The following is an 18,212-nucleotide window of genomic DNA, read 5'->3' on the forward strand; positions in this document are numbered from 1 at the left end:
GCGGAGGGGCGCTCCTGGCTCGTCACCTTGGGTGCTTCTCTCGTTGGAGATCTTTCCGGGAGTGGACGTGCCGGATCAGGGGAGACCGGAGCGCTTGTCGGGGAAGGCGTGGGCTCCTTCTCTGGCTCGGTTCGGGTCTTTGTCTTCGGTTGCGGAGTGTTCTCCGCCTTGACCTGCTGATCGCCTTGCAGTGGTGGCAGGACCTGCCGGACGCCACGATCGTCCACATCGTCAGGCATCCGTACCTGATCCTTCAGTCGTTCCGGCCCAAGCCGTACATCCACGCGGGGGCGCCGCTTGGTAGGTGGTGTGCTGCCCTTCTCGACCGGAGTCGTCCGCGTGGCCGCTTCGGCAGCCGATGGCCGAGGACGCTTGGTGATCGGCTTCGTGCTCGGGCCGGTGGTGGGCCCCTGGTGGTTGACGGGGCGGTTGCGTTGTGACTCCTGCAGGCGCTGGCTCAGGTTGGGGACGCGCCCCTGCCTGAGGTCGTTGTTGGTGGCGTCGCAGAACTTCTTCATGTCGTAGATCTGGTGCGCCCGCTCCGACACGGGCGGGCAGTAGTGAGGGGCCACGGTGATTCCGGACAGCCGTCTTATGGGCGTAGCCTATGCGGCCGTTTGGGCTGAGAGGGACTCCTTCAGGACCTCCAGGGGTGGCCGGTAGCCGAGCGCCGAATGCAGGCGCCGGTGGTTGTAGAACCCTTCGATGTAGCGGATGACCTGCCGTCTTGCCTTGGCTCGGGTGGTGAAGACGAAGCGGTGCAGCCATTCGTTCTTGAGCGCGGAGAAGAAGGACTCGGCCATGGCGTTGTCCCAGCACACGCCGGTGCGGCCGACTGAACGGCGGATGCCCAGGCCGGTCAGGAAGCCGGCCGAACTCATCCGAGGTGTAGTTCGAGCCGCGGTCGGCGTGGAACACGGCACCGGGCTGGAGCAGGCCGGTGCCGGTGGCCATCCGGATCGCGTCCTTGATCAGCTCGGTGCGGTAGTGGTCGGCCATCGCCCAGCCCAGCACCGCCTTGCTGTGACAGTCGATCACGGTGGCCAGGTAGAGGAAGCCTTCCCAGGTGCGGATGTAGGTGATGTCGCCGACCAGCTTGATGCCCGGCCGCTCAGCGGTGAAGTCGCGGCCGACCAGGTCGGGGATGCCGCAGTAGTCGCCCTGGACGGTGGTGGCCGGCCGGAACGCCCTCACCTGGGCCGGGATGAGGCCCTGTTCGCGCATCAGAGTGCGCACCAGCTCGGCCGAGCAGTGCTCGCCGCGGCGGGCCAGGGCGACGTGCACGCGCCGGTAGCCGTAGGTCTCGTGCGAGCCGGCGAAGACCTCGGCGACCGACGCGGCCAGCAGGGCCCGGCGTTGTGCGGTGGCCGAGGCCGGCCGCTCGCGCCATTCGTAGTAGCCCGAGCGGGAAACCTCGAGCCAGGCGCACATCTTCACGATGGAGTGATGGGCCTTCTCCGCGTCGATGAGCTCGTACTTGGCGAGCGTCATCGAGTCTCGGACGCGAAGAAGGCGGCTGCTTTTTTCAGGAAGATCAACTTCTCCCGCAGCTCGGCGTTCTCCCGCTCCAACTCCCTGATCCGGGCCCGTTCCGGACCGGGGACCGGCTGCCGTTCCTCCTGAGCGCTCTCGATCCGATGCCGGTTCACCCAGCTGCCCAGAGTGCTGGCGTTGATGTCGAACTCGCGCGCCACCGACGCGACCGTACGTTCGCCCTCCAGCACCATGCGGACGGCTTCTTCCTTGAACTCCGGCGAGAACTGCCTGCGACGCCTCGTCACGTACCTACCTCTTCCAGACTGCTGTCAGCTTATGTAGCTGGCTGTCCGGAATCTTCTAGGCACCTCAGACAGCGCTGCCAGGCGGCGCCGGGCAGGGTGGCGGCGATCGCGTCGCGCAGGCCCGGGTGGCAGTCGCTGGTGACCGGCAGCACCCCCGACAGGCCGCGGGCGACCAGGCCGCGCAGGAACGCCAGCCAGCCCGCGCCGTCCTCGGAGGAGACCACCTCCAGGCCGAGGATCTCCCGCTGCCCGTCGGCGTTGACCCCGGTGGCGATCAGGCAGTGCACGTTCACCGTCCGGCCGCCCTCCCGCACCTTCTGCGTCAGCGCGTCGAGCCGCACGAACGTGTACGGCCCGCCGTCCAGCGGCCTGGAGCGGAAGGAGGCCACCAGCTCGTCGCGTTCGGCGGCCATCTTCGACACCTGCGACTTGGACAGCTTGGTGATGCCCATCGCCTCGGCGAGCTTCTCCACCCGTCGGGTGGAGACGCCCAGCAGGTAGCTGGTGGCCACCACCGAGGTGAGCGCCCGCTCGGCCCGGCGGCGCTTGTCCAGCAGGAAGTCCGGGAAGTAGCTTCCCTGGCGCAGGCGCGGGATGGCCAGCTCGATGGTGCCGGTGCGGGTGTCCCACTCCCGGCGCCGGTAGCCGTTGCGGGAGTTGACCCGCTCGCTGGAGACCTCGCCGTAGCCGGCCCCGCACAGCTGCTCGACCTCGGCGTCCATCATCCGCTGCGCGACCTCCCGGATCATCGTCCGCAGCAGGTCCGGGCTCGCCGCGGTCAGGGTCTCCTCGACGTAGGTCCCGACGGCGGGCACAATGTCATTGACGGTCACTTTGTTCCCTTCGTGTCCTAATGAGCAGATCGAAGGATTACGAAGTGGCCGTCTCTTGTCACATGGATCTCTCCCGCCACACGCGAGGGAAGATCAGCCGTACACCATCCCCGTGGACGCTAAGGCCGGAAACCCGAGCGAGCGCATCGCAGCCGAGGCCGAGTTCGCCGAGGCGGCCCGGCAGTATTACGAGGCGATCGCCGAGCCGACGCGGAGGTTCCACGAGGCCATTGCCAAGGCGTCCGGTCCGCCGCCGAGCGAACCCGGTATGGACAAGTCCTTGGTGACCCGCCAGCGCATCGCGGAGATCACCAAGGAGATGGACCCGACCGGCGAAGGGCTGACGGTGTACGCCATCCGCGGGATTGTGGACGCCGTGCGGGCGCGCTAGATTCGGCGCGCGAGTTGAGCTGTCATTCACCTCGCATCGAGGCCCTCCGAGCCACCGGCTTGGAGGGCCTCGATCATGTTGCGCGGCTGTGGAAGGTGGCCCTGCCCCCGCGCCCTCCAGCTCGGAGGCAGGGCCACCACCCGGCCCGCCGCTCCGGGATCCGTGCGACGGGCCGGGCAGCTTAAGGAATCGGCTCCGGCCGCATGCCGGAGAGCTGGACGACGAGCTGGGTGGCCAGCACGAAGGGATGGCGGGCGAACTCGCCGAACCCGACGAACTCGTTGTGCCCCACCGGCAGGGCGACGCCGGACAGGCCGGGCTCGAACACCTCGGCCAGCACGCCCCCCGGCTCGGCCCTCGTGGCGGTGTACACGGCGGCGGACTTGCGCAGCTGCGGGCACCACCGCAGCGATTCGGGGATGCAGCGGGGACAGGTGGGCGGCGCGTTGGTCAGCCCGCCGTCGTCGCCGATCGCGCGGAACGCGGTCTCGGTGATCACCCACCAGATCCGCCCCGTCTCCAGGTCACCAGCAGGGCGCCCGCAGACCTGACACAGGTGACGCTCCATGCAGCGGCGCTGCCGCCGGGAGTTCAGCAGCCGCCACATCGGCTCGCCGCGCCGGTTGAGCTTCACCCGCGCCCACAGCAGGTCGTCGATGCGGTCATCCGGCAGGGGATCGGGATAGTCCAGCCGCAGGCCGCCGGAGGCGCGATGCGGGACGAACACCAGGCGGTGCGGGACGGCTTCGCCCGACCAGGCGATCACGTACGGGACGGTCATCGCCATCGACGTCATCGCGGATCCCACGCCGGCTTCCAGGCGTGCGCGATCCGCTCGACCGCCGCCTTCGCGTGGAGATCGTCGAGCGTGTCGGCTTCGATCACCGCGCCCGAGCAGCGGTGACGGCCATGCAGCTTGCCGTTCTCGTCCACCCACGTCTCGAACTCGGGCACTTCGGGGGCGTACCACGGCATCGACACGGGCCGCGTCGCCTTCTGGGCAGGGGTTTCAGGCTGCTGGGAGGGCATGTCCGCGACGGTAGAAACCGGCATCACCGCAGCTCAATGAGGTTGCCGCTGTTTGCGTAAACCGCGTGGCACGAGAACCGGATCACCTGCGAGCTGGCAAATTTCAGCAAACATCTTGAGCGTCACGACGCCGGGCGCGCAAGCTCGGGCATGTCACGTCCCCCCGGAAAGGAAGGACTCCCTCATGGCTCTCCGCTTCCTCGGCAAGGACCCCGACAGCCCCAACGGCGGCTCTCCGACGCTCTGGCAGGACACTGACACCGGCGACCTCATCGTCCAGGGCTACACGCTCACCGACCCTGCGGCCGTGGCCGAGGTCGGCGCCCTCCCGCCGGGCGAGGCCGTGGTCCGCATTCCCGTCCGGATGCTCCAGTTCCTGCCGAAGGCGCAGCAGTGACCCCAGCCAAGCGCATCGACCAGGCCCTCCACCGATGCCGCCGGTCCGCGCTCCACCTGGAGATGCGCGACGGCTACATGCTCGACGACCCCGACTACGACGCCTGGAAGGCCGGACATCGGCTCGACCCGGCCGACCGCGACTCCTGGTGGCGGCCCTGGCTTCAGAACATCGCCGACGCCGTCGCCCGGGGAGTGAAGGTACGGCGGGCGCGCATCGTGTCGGAGCCGATCAGCGAGTACATCCACTACGAGTACGACATCACCTTCCCCAACGTGCAGGCCGGAGAGGAGGTCCGGTGGTTGCCGCGCAGGCAGGCCACCGACATCGCCCTGCCGGGCAATGACTTCTGGCTGTTCGACGGGGACCTCCTCCTGATCAACCACTTCAGCGGCTCCGGCGACTGGATCGACGTCGAGCACGTCACCGATCCCGCTGCGATCAAGCTGTGCGCTGAGGCGTTCGAGGCCGTCTGGCGACGCGCCATCCCGCACGACCAGTACCAGCCCGTCGTGAGCTAGGCCGCCGTGCGCCACTCGTCCTCCAGCGCCCAGGCCGCAGCGAAGGTGCTCGCCGCCAGACTCCGCAAGATCCGGACCGAGGCCGGCTTGACCGGCCGTGATCTCGCGGAGCTGGCCGGCTGGCATTCCTCCAAGGTCAGCCGCATCGAGCATGCCCGCCGTACCCCCTCGGCGGCCGACATCCGCGCCTGGTGCGAGCACTGCGGCGTGCCCGACCAGGCCGAGGACCTCATCGCCTCGCTAGAGGCGATTCTCGGCATGTTCGTCGAGTGGCGCGACATAGAACGAACCGGGCTGACGGCCGCACAAGAGTCCGTCATCCCCACCTGGGAACGGACGCGGCACTTCCGCTTCTACTCCTCCCAGCTCATCCCCGGACCGGTGCAGACCCCCGCCTACATCACCGCCTTGCTGACGGCCCTCATGCACCGCCGGGGCCTGCCCAACGACATCGAGGAAGCCGTCCAGGTCCGCGTGGACAAGCAGCACATCATCCACGAGCCAGACCGGCGCATCGCGGTCATCCTGGAGGAAAGCGTCCTGCGCCAGCCGATCGGCGGCGCCGAGGTCATGACGGCCCAGCTCGGCCACCTGCTCACCGTGAGCGCGCTGCCCACCATCTCGCTCGGCATCATCCCGCTCGGGGCGGACCGGTCCACGATCTGGCCGGTCGAGGGGTTCTTCATGTTCGACGACGCCGAGGTGACCGTCGAGCTAGTATCGGGCCACCTGACCATCACCCGGCCGCACGAGATCGCGATGTACGCCCAGGTGTTCACCGAGCTGGCCAGCCTAGCGGTGTACGGCAAGGCCGCCCGAGCCTTGATCACGCGAGCGATCCAGGCTGTGGACGAGCATGCCCAATGAGGTTGCTCGACGGCTGCTCGCATGGCGGGTGCGGGCTCTACGATCGCTGCCATGGGAAAGCCGCGCATGAATCGCGACCAGTTCTACGCCACGATGGCTCCGCTCGATGAGGCGCGGCTGAGGAAGGCGCTGTGGACCCTGTACTGGCGCGGGTCGGCGCAGTTGCGGGAGAAGATCGAGGCCGAGCTGGCCCCGGAGGAGCACAAGCCGCGGGCCGGTAAGGCCAAGCAGCCGGTCGATGTTCCGGTGCTGCTTGAGGAGGTGCGGCGGTTCGTGGAGCTCGCCCGGGCCGGTGCCTACATGGCCGGCGATCGGCGAGTGTCGCCCAAGGAACGCACCCGCTGGCGCTTCACCTTCACCGGCCTGGTCGAGGAGGCCGGAAAGGCGCTGAGCGCGGACCCGGCATGCGGAGGCCAGGCGCTTGAGCTGCTGATCGAGCTTGCCGTCGAGTCGCGGGATCGCGAGTACTTCCGTTCGGAGGATCCGATGGCCGCCGCGCGTTTCGTGGTCTCCGACGCGGTGGCGCTGCTGTGGAGTTCCTATCGGGAGGTGTACGGCTTCGCGGGGTTCGCCGAGCGGGCCGCGCCCCAGCTGATCCGCTGGGAGGCGGAGTACGGCTGGACCCGGTACGGTGATGGGCCCACGGCGGAGAAGGAGACCACGCTGGCCGATGTGCTGACCCGGATGCTGCGCGGGATCGACGCCTGGCTCGATTTCACCGACCGCTACCTGGCCGCGCTGGATCGCCTGCCCCAGGGTGGTTCGGGCAAGCCGGCACCGTGGCACGACCCGGCAGGATACGCACGAAGCCAGCGGACCAGGAACCTGGCCACCTGGCACCAGGTGCTCCTGGAGCAGCTGGACGACGCCGAAGCGGGTGAGCGGCTGGACCGCTTGGTCACTCACCCGGCGCTGAATGGTCCCGAACTGCTGTATCTACGTGCGCGGCTGGATTGGCGGCGCGGCAAGGCCGACTCCGCGCGGGGCCTGATCCGGGATGCTCTCGATGTTCTGCCCGGTCATGGGGGATTCCGCGCCTTCGCCGAGGAGATCGGCGCGGAACTTCCCGAACGGGCCCGGAGGGTGGCGGCCAGATGAGGCCAGATGAGGCCAGATGAGGCGAGACCGGGGTCAGAGACCCTCCCAGGAGCTGGTGAGCCAGGCCAGGTCGGCTTCGTGACGATCGCGGGCGCGCCGTTCCCGCTCGAACAGTTCCCGGGTCTTGGTCAGGACCAGGGTGTACGGCCTGCCCTGCCGCCTGGTCTGGTGGCTGACCGGCAGTTCGGCCATGTCGATGCGGGAGTGGATGTGGCGTCGCCTGTCCTGGGCGAGCGGCCAGTCCAGGGTGCGCCGGCCCGGGTCGCGCAGGAAGGCGCCGAGGAGCGTGCAGAGTTCGCAGGAGCATCCGCCGGGCAGTTCGATGGACCAGTCGTCGTCGGCCCGCCGGGGCCGGTCGAGGATGGCACGCAGGCGCGCGGCGCAGCCGATGGCGAGCCGGTTGAGCGCGGGGAGCGGCCCGGTCGACCGCAGCACGGCCATGACCAGCACGACCGTCTGGTCGCCGCCGGACCTGCCGAGTGAGACGGCCTCATCCAGCACCGAGGTGGTCCCGATCCGGGCGGCCGCGGTCAGGACGCCGGCGAGCGGCCGGCCCATGCCGGTCAGCCACTGTTCCAGACGTCCGGTGGACGGCTGTGTCAGGGACGGACGGATCTGGCTGGCCAGCCACGTCCAGGACAGCTCGACCACGCGGTGCGCGATGCCCGCAGCCCCGGCCTGGAGCAGCGACGCGCACAGCGCCGGTAGCCCGGGGAGCCACTCCAGCAGGTCGGGGGCGTAGCCGCTCTGCGGCCACGATGCGGACCAGCCGCGCAGCAGCCCGGTGGTCCAGGCGTCGCCGTAGCGGGCGGCCAGCTCGGCCAGGGCCCGGGCGTGGCCGGGCGTGAGCCGTTCCAGAGGGAAGGGCCGCAGCAGCAGCTCAGCGGTCTCCACCTCCTCCAGCCCGCCGGCGACGATGAGCGCCTTGCCGAGCAACTCGCTCTGGGGGCCGGACAGGACGACGGTGCGCCAGAACGGCTCCAGCGACCGCGACGCCTGCCGCGCTTCGTCCAGCTGCCCGGCGGCGATCATCTCGGCGAGGCGGTCGAGGGCCCACAGCGGGGAGGCCTCGGCCCGGGTGGCGAAGCCGAGCCGCCGCGGGGTGATGACCACAGCGGCCCGGCGGTACCAGCGGTCCAAGGTGTTGCCGTAGTTGCCCATGTAGCCCTCGTACTGCGACTCGTAGGGCGTCAGGTCACGCGTCGCGGTCGTCGCGGCCACCTCCTCATCGGCGATGGACAAGGAGATCTCCTCGAAGCGGTCACCGTCGGGGGAGATCCAGTGGGAGAGCGTGATGGCGGATTCGATCAGATCCTGCACGACGTACTCACCGTCGGCCTCACCCGCCTCCTCATCCTCTTCCTCGTCGTATCGGTAGTCCCAGTCCTCGTCCTCCTCATAGGCGTCCCAGGTCTCCTGAATCTCCGCGAGGGCCAGCGTCACGTCGCAGTCGGCGAGGCCGGCCGCCATCCGTAGCAGCGCCGCCCGGTCGGCGTCGGCGCCCTTCAGCCGGGACCAGCTGAGCCCGCGGGCGGTGTACTCGTGATCGAGTAGATAGGCCAGGCGCAGCGGCGGAGCCGCCGGGCGGTAGCCGTAGCGCGGCGTGATCGGCGTGGTGAAGTGCTCCCGCAGACAGGTCGCGAGTTCGGCGGCCAGGCTCTCCTCGACCGTTGTATCGCTCTCCCCCGTGAGGAGCAGGTTGTAGGTGAGGGTGATCCGGTGCCCGGTTTTGACCGGGAGGACCTGATGGCGGCAGTCGGCGTAGAAGGCGACCAGCGACACCGCGACGTTTGAACCCCGATACTCCATGGTCTCACCCCGGTGCTCGACGACGAGCTCACCGCCGGTGTGGTCGGAGGGCAGCGTCACCACCAGGGTCGCGACCATGGCGTCGTCCTTCTCCGAATCCTGGTGGGTGACGAAGAACTGGCCGGTCTCATAGAGCAGCATCGAGTGCAGTTCCGGCGTGAGCGCATGGCCGGGCGGCAGTCCCAGCTCTTCACGCAACCGATCGAGCACGATCGCGAAGCGCTCGCTCCACCGGATGTGCACCAGATCTGTGGGGATCTCCCAGGTGTCGCGGACCCGCGGGTCGGTCAGTGTCTGTTCGCCGCGGCCGAACCGCGCCTGGCGGCCCAGCTCACGCAGTTGTCCAGCTTGCTCCACGGAGACAGGGAAACGGAGCGGCCCGATCCCGTCGACCGTCACGGACAGATCGGTCTTGCCGAGCTTGCGGTAGGCACTCGGCGCGGCGGGTTCCGCCAGGGCGCCGAGCAGTTCGGCAAGTCGTTCGCGCGCGGTTCCGGTCACGACAGGATCAACCCTTTCCAGCTGATGTCCGAAGCGCTGATTGTACGGCGGCGCCACGCGCCCAAGCCGAAATCGCCGTGCCGGTGGGGGCGCGAATCAGCGTCTCCCGTCGTGCTCGCCTGTACGACCGCCTCCAGCGGCTCGATCACCGGCTTCAGACCGAGGACCGTGAGCACGAGACGACCCGGATTCATGAATCCGATTCACAGACAAATCCGTATGGACGTGGTGAGTCGGACGGGCTAAGGTTTCGGCGTGGCTGGAGTGACGGGTGGCCACATTCCCTGAGGCAGGTGCGTGTGGAGTCCTTGGACCGCTCCGATCCCCGGCGGATCGGCCCCATCTCGTTGCGCGGACGACTCGGGTTCGGGGGCATGGGCCGGGTCTACTACGGCGTAACCGACGATCACGAAGCGGTGGCGGTCAAGGTCATCCGGGAGGATCTCGTCGCCCGTCCCGAAGTGCGGGCCCGCTTCGCCCGGGAGACCGAGGCGCTGCGCACCGTCCAGGGCCCGCACATCGCCGCGCTCGTCGACGCCTCCGACGAGACCGAGGAACGGCCGTGGCTCGCCGTCGAGTTCGTCCGGGGCCTGACGCTCAAGGAGTTCGTCGAGAGCCGGGGCCCGCTCGACGAGCCTCTGGCCGCCGCGCTCGGAACGGTGCTCGCCGGAGCGTTGAGGGACATCCACGCCATGGGCTGGCTCCACCGCGACCTCAAGCCCGCCAACGTCATCCTCGGCCCCGACGGGCCGAAGGTCATCGACCTCGGCCTGGTCGCCTTCGCCGAGGGCCCGACCGAGCTGACCACGACGGAGTCCACCCTCGGCACCCCGGCCTGCATGTCACCCGAGCAGGCCAACACCCCCAAGCAGATCACCTCGGCGTCGGACGTCTACTCGCTCGGCGCCACCTTGCTGTTCGCGCTGACCAGGCACTACCCCTACGACGGCGCCACGGTGGCCCAGATGTTCATGAACATCGTGAGCGCCGACAAGGCCCCCAACCTCGACGGTCTGCCCGACACCACCCGGCCGTTGATCGAGCGCATGCTCGCGCACGATCCGGCCGCGCGGCCCACCGTCGCCCAGGTGCTGGAACGGCTCGCGCCGCTGTGCGGACCGGCCGGCCTGAAACGGCTGGTCGAAGCCACATACGTGGTCCGCGACACCGATCCCGGCGACGTCGCCCCGCCGCCGAGGCCGCCGCGGAAGGATCTGTCCGAGATCGTCGTCCCCGGTTCGGTCGTCGCCCGGCTGGCCGACCGCCTGCGTTCCGCCTACTCCGCCAAGCCCGTTCTGTAGGAGCCGAACCTGTGAGCGAGACCGCCTTCCCGCCCGGAGCCCGGATCGAGGTCCGCGACGCCGAGTGGATCGTCCGCACCTGCGCCAAAACCGCGCACGACGGCTACAAGATCACGGCAGTCGGCGCCTCGGAGTTCGTCCGCGACGAGCAGGCGGTCTTCTTCACCGCGCTCGACACGGTGAGCCTGCTCAAACCCGAGGAGACCGTCCTGGAGCAGGACGGCACCTCCCGCTTCGCCCAGAGCCGGCTCTTCCTGGAGGCCGTGCTCCGCCGCACACCCTTGCCGCAGACCGAGAAGGGCCTGGCGCTGGCCGACCGGTTCCTCCTCGACCCGCTGCCCTACCAGCAGCGGCCGGCCGAGCTCGCGCTCAAGGGACTGCGTCCGCGCATCCTCATCGCCGACGTGGTGGGCCTGGGCAAGACCCTGGAGATCGGCCTGATCCTGGCCGAGCTGATCAGGCGCGGCCGCGGCGAGCGCATCCTGGTCGTCACCCCGCAGCAGGTCCTGGAGCAGTTCCAGCACGAACTGTGGACCAGGTTCGCGATCCCGTTGATCCGGCTCGACTCGGTGGGCGTCGAACGCATCCAGCGCGAGATCCCGGCCGGCCGCAACCCCTTCACCTACTACAAGCGCATCATCATCTCCATCGACACGCTCAAGAACGCCGGCAAGTACGGCCAGCACCTGGAGAAGCTGCACTGGGACGCGGTCGTCATCGACGAGTCGCACAACCTCATGGGCGAATCCACCGCCCGCAACAAGCTCGCCAAGCTGCTGGCCCGCCAGACCGACGCGCTCCTGCTGGCCAGCGCCACGCCGCACAACGGCAACAGCGAGTCGTTCGCCGAGCTCATCCGCATGCTCGACCCGGCGGCGATCGCCGACGACAGCCGCTATGAGGCCAAGGACATCGACCACCTCTACATCCGCCGCACCAAGATCAGCCCAGAGGTCCGCGACCAGATGGGCGGCAAGTGGCCCGACCGTGGCCCGTCCGTCTCGGTCAGGTGTACGGCCACGCCCGCCGAAGAGCGGATCTTCGAGGAGCTCACGCACGTCTGGCTCGCCGGTGACCGGCGCGCCGGCGGCCCGGTCGTCGCCTCCGCCAACCGCCTGTTCCCCTACACCCTGCTCAAGGCGTTCCTCTCCAGCCCGGTGGCGCTGGCCAAGACCGTGGCCAACCGGCTCAGGAACGCCACGGAGCAACGCGAGATCGACGCCCTCAAGACCCTCCAGCGCCTGGCCGCCCAGGTGGCGGAGCCCGCCAAGCTCACCGCCCTGGTCGGCGAGCTCGACGCGATCGACCTGAGGAAGAACCGGGTCGTGGTCTTCTCCGAGAGCGTCGAGACGGTCAGATGGCTGAAGGAGGTCCTGCCCGAGCGGCTGGGGCTCAAGGACGACGCCGTGGACATGATGCTCGGCAACGGCATGTCCGACCAGCAACAACAGAAGATCATCGAGGCGTTCGGCCTGGCCGACAGCCCGGTCCGGCTCCTGGTCACCACCGACGTCACCAGCGAGGGCGTCAACCTGCACCGGGAGTGCCACCACCTGATCCACTACGACGTGCCGTGGAGCCTCATCCGCATCGAGCAGCGCAACGGCCGCATCGACCGCTACGGCCAGCAACACCAGCCGCAGTTCAAGGCGCTCATCCTCACCTCCGGCGTCGAGGGCGCCAAGGACGACCGGACCGTGGCGGAGAAGCTCCTGCAGAAGGAGGAGATCGCCCACCGCACCCTCGGCACGGCGGAGGCGGTCATGGGCCAGTACCGCGCGGAACGTGAGGAACGCCGCCTCATCCAGGACCTCCTCGACGGCAAGCCGGTCGAGGAGACGATCGGCCTCCCGGTCGACGACTTCCTGGCCGACCTGCTCGGTCAGGTCGGCGCCGAACCGGCGAATCCCGACCCGCTGCGGGCGGACGTGCCACGGCTGTTCGACAGCACCGAGGCCTTCGTCAAAGAGGCCGTCACCACCCTGGGCCTGCTGCCGGACCTGGAGGACGACGGCGAGCTGATGGCCTTCACCCCGCCGCCGGACCTGGTCCACCGCCTGTCCGCGCTGCCGTCCGACTACCTGCGCACCCACGACGTGCGCAAGCGCATGAAGGTCACCTTCGACCGGGCTCTCGCGCAGCGCAAGCTCGCCGAGGCCCGCCGTACCAAGACCATGTGGCCGGAGATCGCCTACCTGTCGGACCTGCACCCGCTGGTCGAGTGGGTCACCGACAAGGTCCTGGTACGGCTCGGCCGGCAGAAGGCGCCGGCCGTCACCGCCAAGGTCGACGAGCCGATCTTCCTCATCCAGGGCATGTACTCCAACGACCTCGGCCGGGCGACCGTCGTGGAGTGGATGGCGGTCACCGACGACGGGGTCCTGCCCGAGCGGATGACCGACGTGCTCGCCAGGGCCGAGGTCGGCCCGCGGATGACCAACACCGGCAAGCCCGTCGACCTGCGACCTCTCCAGGCCCGGCTGCCCGGCGCGGTCGCGATGGCACGCGAGCACCTGGAGGCCCGTCGCGCCGACTACGACGCCCAGGTCGTCGCCCCGCTCGACCGCTACCGCGAGCACCTGCAGTCCTGGCGGCAGCTCACGCTCGACGGCGTGCACGTCTCCCAGCGCACCCGCAAGGAGCAGCGGGTGCGCGACGTCGTCGAGCGGCAGCAGCGGTTGCTCGACTCCATGAAGACCACCGGTGAGCCGCTGCTGCGCGTCCTCGCCGTCCTCGTCCCCCGGGAGGCGTGATGAGACTCGACTCGCTGGTCAACCGCGGAGACTACTTCTCGGCTCACTACCTGGCCGAGGTGCTGCCCAAGGATCTGAAGAAGAAGGACGGCCTGTTCGCCCGCTGGAGCGAGCAGGAGAAGGAGGGCCGGGTCACGCCCCGGCGAGGGCTCCGCGCGTTCGGCAAGCCGTACTTCGCCGAACGGCCGTTCTTCGCCGACATGGACCTGCGGCTGCGCGAGGGCGAGGTTCCCGACGATCTCCCCGAGTGGCGCAAGCGGCTCGGTGAGCTGCACATCGAGCTGCTCAGGGCGCTCGGCTACGCGGCGGTGCCACGCGAGATCACCGTCGAGCGGGCGGACAAGGACCACCCGGTCCAGGTCGCCTACGCCGACGAGCACCTGGTGGCGATCGAGTGCGGCTGGGCCGCCGAGGTCGACGCCGGGCTGGAGGCCCGCCTGCTCCACCCGGTCCAGCTCGACAACCGCGAGCGGATCGACGACGGCACCAAGCTCGCCTCCTGGCTGTTCTCCCACAAAGAGTCGCTGCGCTATGTGCTGCTGCTGGCGGGCGGCGTCGTGGTGCTCGCCGACCGGGCGACCTGGGGTGAGGGCCGCTACCTCGCGGTCAGCCTCGACGTCGCCCTGGGCCGCAACGACGCCGAGGAGCTGGGAGTCATCGCCGCGCTGTTCGGCGCCGACTCCCTGCTGCCGCCCGCCGAGGGCGGCAGCGAGCCGCTCACCGAGCTGCTGGCCAACTCCCGCAACCACGCCGTCGGCGTCTCCAAGGAACTGCGCGACGGGCTCAAGGAATCCGTCGAGCTCATCGCCAACGAGGTGCTGCGGCGCATGCGCGAGCAGGGCGTGCGGCCCGGCGACATCATGGAGCCGCGCGCGCTCGCCAAGGAGCTGGGCCGCGAGGCGCTGCGCTACCTCTACCGCATCCTGTTCCTCCTGTACGCCGAGGCCCGCCCCGAGCTCGGCATCCTCCCCACCGACGACGCCGACTACACGCTCGGCTACAGCCTGTCGCGCCTGGGCGACCTCGTGGTGCGCGACCTGGCCGGCGAGGAGGCACGCAACGGCTTCCACCTGCACGAGTCGCTCGACCTGCTGTTCCGCATGGTCAACGAGGGCCACCGGCCCCGGACCGGCGAGGAGGCCTCGGAGGAGGAGGGCCTGCACTTCGAGCCGCTCAAGTCGGCCCTGTTCGACCCGTCCGCCATCATGCTCATCCGCCGCGACCTGCCCGTCGACGACGACACCGGCCGCGTGATCGACACCCGGCTCCGCAACGAGACCCTCTACAAGGTGCTGCGCCTGCTCATGCTCACCAAGGGGCGCGGCAGGGAGCGCGGCGGCTTCATCTCCTACGCCCAGCTCGGCATCAACCAGCTCGGCGCGGTGTACGAGGGGCTGATGTCCTACACCGGCTTCATCGCCGACCAGGACCTCTACGAGGTCGCCAAGGGCGGCGACCCCAAGGACGGCTCCTGGATGGTTCCCGCCTCCAGGATCGACGCCTACCCGAGCGACACCGTCGTCCGCGACCCGCGCGATCCGGGGGCGTTCAAGCGGTACGCCGCCGGAAGCTTCGTCTACCGCCTCGCCGGGCGCGACCGGGAAACCAGCGCCTCCTACTACACGCCCGAGTCGTTGACCCGCGTCACCGTGCAGCTGGCCCTGCAGTACCGGCTCACTCCCGAGACCACCGCCCGCGACATCCTGTCGTGGCGGATCTGCGAGCCCGCCCTCGGCTCCGGCGCGTTCCTGAACGAGGCCGTCAACCAGGTGGCCGAGCTGTACCTGAAGCGCCGCCAGAAGGAGCTCGGCGTCGAGATCGCCCCCGAGGACCACGAGCAGGAGCTGCAGAAGGCCAAGGCCTACATCGCCCTGCACAACTCCTACGGCGTCGACCTCAACGAGACCGCCATCGAGCTGGCCGAGGTCTCGCTGTGGCTCAACGTGATGCACCGCGGTCTGCAAGCCCCCTGGTTCGGGCTCCACCTGCGGCGCGGCAACTCCCTCGTGGGCGCCGGGCGCAAGGTGTACGGCGCGCACCAGCTCACCAAGGGCGAGTGGCTGAAGACCGCCCCCGAGGAACTGCCGTTCTCCGCCGGGCCGCTGCCGTCCGGGAAGGTCCACCACTTCCTGCTGCCCGCCGACGGCTGGGGCGCGGTCGCCGACGCCAAGGAGGCCAAGGCCCTCGCTCCCGACCAGGCCAAGGCCCTGGCCACCTGGCGCAAGGGCATCAGGAAGGCCGTCTCCGACAAGAAATCCGGCAAGAGGCCCTCCCAGCTCCAGCGGCTCCAGGCGCTCGCGGCGCGGGCCGAGTACCTGTGGGACCTCGTCGTGCAGCGGCTCGCCATCTCCGAGCGGGAGATCAGCCGCAAGATCGACGTGTGGGGCGCCGACTGGATCGACCAGCCCGAGGTCGCCGTGCCCAAGGAGAAGGTCCTGGAGGACCTGACCTCGCCCGGCACGCCGTACTGGCGGCTCAAGAAGGTCATGGACGCCTGGTGCGCGCTGTGGTTCTGGCCGCTGGACAAGGTCGGGCTGCTGGATGGGACCGACCCGGTGTATCCGGCGGCGGCCGAGCTGGAGAGCGTGGTCCTCGCCGAGTCTGCTCCGGTACGGCAGGCGTATGTGTCGGAGAGCCTGTTCGGCGACGAGGCCAAGGTGGTCACCGGAGGCGGTTCCCGGTTCAAGCCGAAGCCGCCGCGTGCCGTCGAGCCGGTCCGCACGGTCATCCCGCTCAAGTCGCTGGACGACTGGATCGACTTCGCCGAGGCCGTGCTCGGCCGGGCCGACGTGCCCGAGGACTCGCTCGTCGCCCACTTCTCGACGCTGGCCGACCTGGAGAGCTACGAGGACCAGCTTCCGGCGTGGATGGGCATGGACTCGGAGTTCAAGCTCGCCGAGCGTTTTCCGTGGCTGGCGGTTGCGGAGGACGTCGCCGAGAAGCAGGGATTCTTCCACTGGGAGCTGCAGTTCGCGCAGGTGTTCTCGAAAGGCGGCTTCGATCTTCAGGTGGGTAATCCGCCGTGGGTCCGTCCCCGTTGGGAGGAGGCGCCGATCCTCGCCGAGCTGAACCCGTGGTTCATGCTGGCCGAGAAGCCGAGTGCCGACGAGGTCCGTGAGCGCAAGGCGCTCGCGCTTGAAGACGAGGTTGCGCGAACCTACTTCGCGAGCGAGCTGTCCGCTACCTTCGGGATGGTCGAATTCCTGGGAAGCGGCATCGCCTATCAACTACTTGCTGGGACTCAGCCCGACCTCTATCGCGCTTTCATGTGCCGCGTATGGGCGAATCTGGCCAATTGCGGGACTGCAGGCCTTATTCATCCCGACACCCATTTCGGGGGAACCAAAGAAGGCAAGCTGCGTGCGGTCACATATCGACATCTACGGCTCCATGCCAAATTTGTCAATGCCGCTAACTGGGCATTTGAAGACCTAAGCAGGACCCAAGAATTTGGGCTCCATATCTACGGTCAAGGTCAGAAAATCAATTTCAAGCACTTTAGTGATCTCTACAGCGTCGAGGTTGTTCCTCGATCGCTTGATCATGATGGAAAGGGTTCACTGCCAGGCATTAAGTACGAGGGCAAGTGGGATGTGCGCCCTCATAAGGCACGCGCCATCCGCGTTGACGAATCGGTTCTTGCCGAGTGGCGGCGACTTATTGGCGCCGAAGGCATGCCGCTAGATCATACTCCACTGCTATATCCGATTACTTCGGCTGAGGCGGGTGCTATGGACGCATTGTCCGCCGTTGAGTGTCGGCTAGCAACCTTCGGTCCGAGGATCAGCAGAGGTTACGACGAGGCCAATGCCAAGAAGGAAGGCTTGATCCGCTGGAAGGTTGGACAGCCGGAGTCCCTGGCTGACGTGATCCTCCAGGGACCGCATTTCATGGGAGCCACGCCTTTTGCCAAGCAGCCGCCTCGCTTCAAGAGCTCCGACCAGCCGCAGGATCTGACCAAGCTGGCCGAGGATGCCGTTCACGCGACCAACTACGAGCGGGCATGTGATCTGGACACCTACCTTGCCGCTCAGGACCGCTGGGTCGCTTCCGACGGCAGCACGCGCCGCTACACCGAGTTCTACCGGCTGGCCTGGCGCGTGATGATCCCGTTCAACGGAGAGCGGTCGCTGTTCGCCGCGCTGATCCCACCCGGTCCCGCGCACGTGCACACCGTGCACACGCTGGCGCTGCGCGACAACCGAGGAACCGCGCTGGCCGCCGGATTCTGGGCGGCGCTGCCGCTGGACTACATGCTTCGCATCACCGGGCGGTCGCACCTCCAATACGCCGAGGCCAACGCCATGCCTGCCGCCGACCCCGACCACCCCCTGGCCCCGGCACTGCTGCTGCGCACCCTGCGCCTCAACTGCCTGACCAACGCCTACGCCGACCTGTGGGCCGAGCTCTACGACCCCGCCTGGCAACAGGAAACCTGGGCCGCGGACTGGCCGGGCCTCCAGCCACTCGGCGACGTCACCCCCACCTGGCAGTACGCCACCCCGCTCCGCACCGAGCGGGAACGCCGGGCCGCCCTCGTCGAACTCGACGCCCTGGTCGCCCTCTGGCTCGGCATGACCGCCGACCAGCTCGTCGCGATCTACCGCTCCCGCTACCCGGTCCTGTCCGACTACGAGGCGCAGATCTGGTTCGACGCCAACGGCCGGAAGATCGCAGGCAACCACAACACCTACGGCTACGGCCAGACCAAGGCCGACTTCGAAGCCCTCATGGCCCACCTCGACCCCGAGACCAACGGCCCGGTCCCCGACGGCTACGAGGCCCCCTTCTACAAAGCCGACCGCGAAGCCGAATACCGCCAGGCCCACGCGGCGTTCGCCGCCCGCCTGGCCGCCGCCCGGAGGACTGCGTCATGACGGATCATCTCAACCGCCCGGTCGCCCTCCGCGCTTGCCGTACCACGGTCGGTG

Annotated in this window: 12 protein-coding genes and 2 pseudogenes; 8 read left to right on the forward strand and 6 right to left on the reverse strand. The window is 68.8% G+C overall.

Annotated elements, in window-relative coordinates; translation table 11 throughout:
* Window positions 1-605 precede the first annotated feature (605 nt).
* Window positions 606-1,781: pseudogene (locus tag BSB02_RS18425) on the reverse strand (IS3 family transposase).
* Between the two features lie 68 nt (window positions 1,782-1,849).
* A pseudogene (locus BSB02_RS18430) lies at window positions 1,850-2,599 on the reverse strand (IS256 family transposase); the annotation flags it as partial.
* Between the two features lie 127 nt (window positions 2,600-2,726).
* On the opposite strand from BSB02_RS18430, the gene BSB02_RS18435 reads away from it, so the two are divergent.
* Complete coding sequence (locus tag BSB02_RS18435) at window positions 2,727-3,005, forward strand: hypothetical protein (RefSeq protein ID WP_084960215.1); 279 nt, start codon at window positions 2,727-2,729, stop codon at window positions 3,003-3,005.
* 181 nt (window positions 3,006-3,186) lie between these two features.
* Here the strand turns inward: BSB02_RS18435 and BSB02_RS18440 are convergent, their stop codons facing one another.
* Window positions 3,187-3,801, reverse strand: coding sequence for a hypothetical protein (locus BSB02_RS18440; RefSeq protein ID WP_084960216.1), 615 nt, complete (start codon window positions 3,799-3,801; stop codon window positions 3,187-3,189).
* A complete protein-coding gene (locus BSB02_RS18445) occupies window positions 3,798-4,034 on the reverse strand; it encodes a hypothetical protein (RefSeq protein WP_143590837.1) in 237 nt (78 codons plus the stop codon). The genes BSB02_RS18440 and BSB02_RS18445 overlap by 4 nt, the downstream gene beginning before the upstream one ends.
* 184 nt (window positions 4,035-4,218) lie before the next feature.
* Between BSB02_RS18445 and BSB02_RS18450 the strand changes: the two genes are divergently transcribed.
* From BSB02_RS18450 to BSB02_RS18465, 4 genes are read left to right on the forward strand one after another with little or no spacing between them, the layout of a single operon-like run.
* Entirely contained in the window at window positions 4,219-4,431 is a 213-nt protein-coding gene (locus tag BSB02_RS18450; protein WP_084960218.1) for a hypothetical protein, read from the forward strand.
* Complete coding sequence (locus tag BSB02_RS18455; protein ID WP_084960219.1) at window positions 4,428-4,952, forward strand: DUF6879 family protein; 525 nt, start codon at window positions 4,428-4,430, stop codon at window positions 4,950-4,952. The genes BSB02_RS18450 and BSB02_RS18455 overlap by 4 nt, the downstream gene beginning before the upstream one ends.
* Window positions 4,953-4,958: 6 nt before the next feature.
* Complete coding sequence (locus BSB02_RS18460) at window positions 4,959-5,819, forward strand: helix-turn-helix domain-containing protein (RefSeq protein WP_084960220.1); 861 nt, start codon at window positions 4,959-4,961, stop codon at window positions 5,817-5,819.
* Between the two features lie 51 nt (window positions 5,820-5,870).
* Window positions 5,871-6,917, forward strand: a complete 1,047-nt coding sequence (locus tag BSB02_RS18465) for a hypothetical protein (RefSeq protein WP_143590839.1) — start codon at window positions 5,871-5,873, stop codon at window positions 6,915-6,917.
* A gap of 33 nt (window positions 6,918-6,950) precedes the next feature.
* Here the strand turns inward: BSB02_RS18465 and BSB02_RS18470 are convergent, their stop codons facing one another.
* The gene (locus BSB02_RS18470; protein WP_084960222.1) at window positions 6,951-9,227 is read right to left on the reverse strand and encodes a 2OG-Fe(II) oxygenase; all 2,277 of its coding nucleotides are present in this window, start codon (window positions 9,225-9,227) and stop codon (window positions 6,951-6,953) included.
* Entirely contained in the window at window positions 9,224-9,403 is a 180-nt protein-coding gene (locus BSB02_RS18475) for a hypothetical protein (protein ID WP_084960223.1), read from the reverse strand. The genes BSB02_RS18470 and BSB02_RS18475 overlap by 4 nt, the downstream gene beginning before the upstream one ends.
* Before the next feature lie 123 nt (window positions 9,404-9,526).
* On the opposite strand from BSB02_RS18475, the gene BSB02_RS18480 reads away from it, so the two are divergent.
* Genes BSB02_RS18480 through BSB02_RS18490 form a run of 3 tightly spaced genes read left to right on the forward strand, consistent with a single transcriptional unit; the run spans window position 9,527 to window position 18,158 of the window.
* On the forward strand, window positions 9,527-10,528 hold the full coding sequence (locus BSB02_RS18480) for a serine/threonine-protein kinase (RefSeq protein WP_143590841.1): 1,002 nt from the start codon (window positions 9,527-9,529) through the stop codon (window positions 10,526-10,528).
* A gap of 11 nt (window positions 10,529-10,539) precedes the next feature.
* Window positions 10,540-13,281 carry a DEAD/DEAH box helicase gene (locus BSB02_RS18485; protein WP_084960279.1) on the forward strand — a complete coding sequence of 914 codons (2,742 nt, stop codon included), beginning with the start codon at window positions 10,540-10,542 and terminating at the stop codon, window positions 13,279-13,281.
* Window positions 13,281-18,158, forward strand: coding sequence for an Eco57I restriction-modification methylase domain-containing protein (locus tag BSB02_RS18490; protein WP_084960225.1), 4,878 nt, complete (start codon window positions 13,281-13,283; stop codon window positions 18,156-18,158). Before BSB02_RS18485 ends, BSB02_RS18490 begins: the two co-directional genes overlap by 1 nt.
* Window positions 18,159-18,212 lie beyond the last annotated feature (54 nt).

This window comes from Thermoactinospora rubra (genome assembly GCF_002093975.1).
GTDB lineage: Bacteria > Actinomycetota > Actinomycetes > Streptosporangiales > Streptosporangiaceae > Nonomuraea > Nonomuraea rubra_A.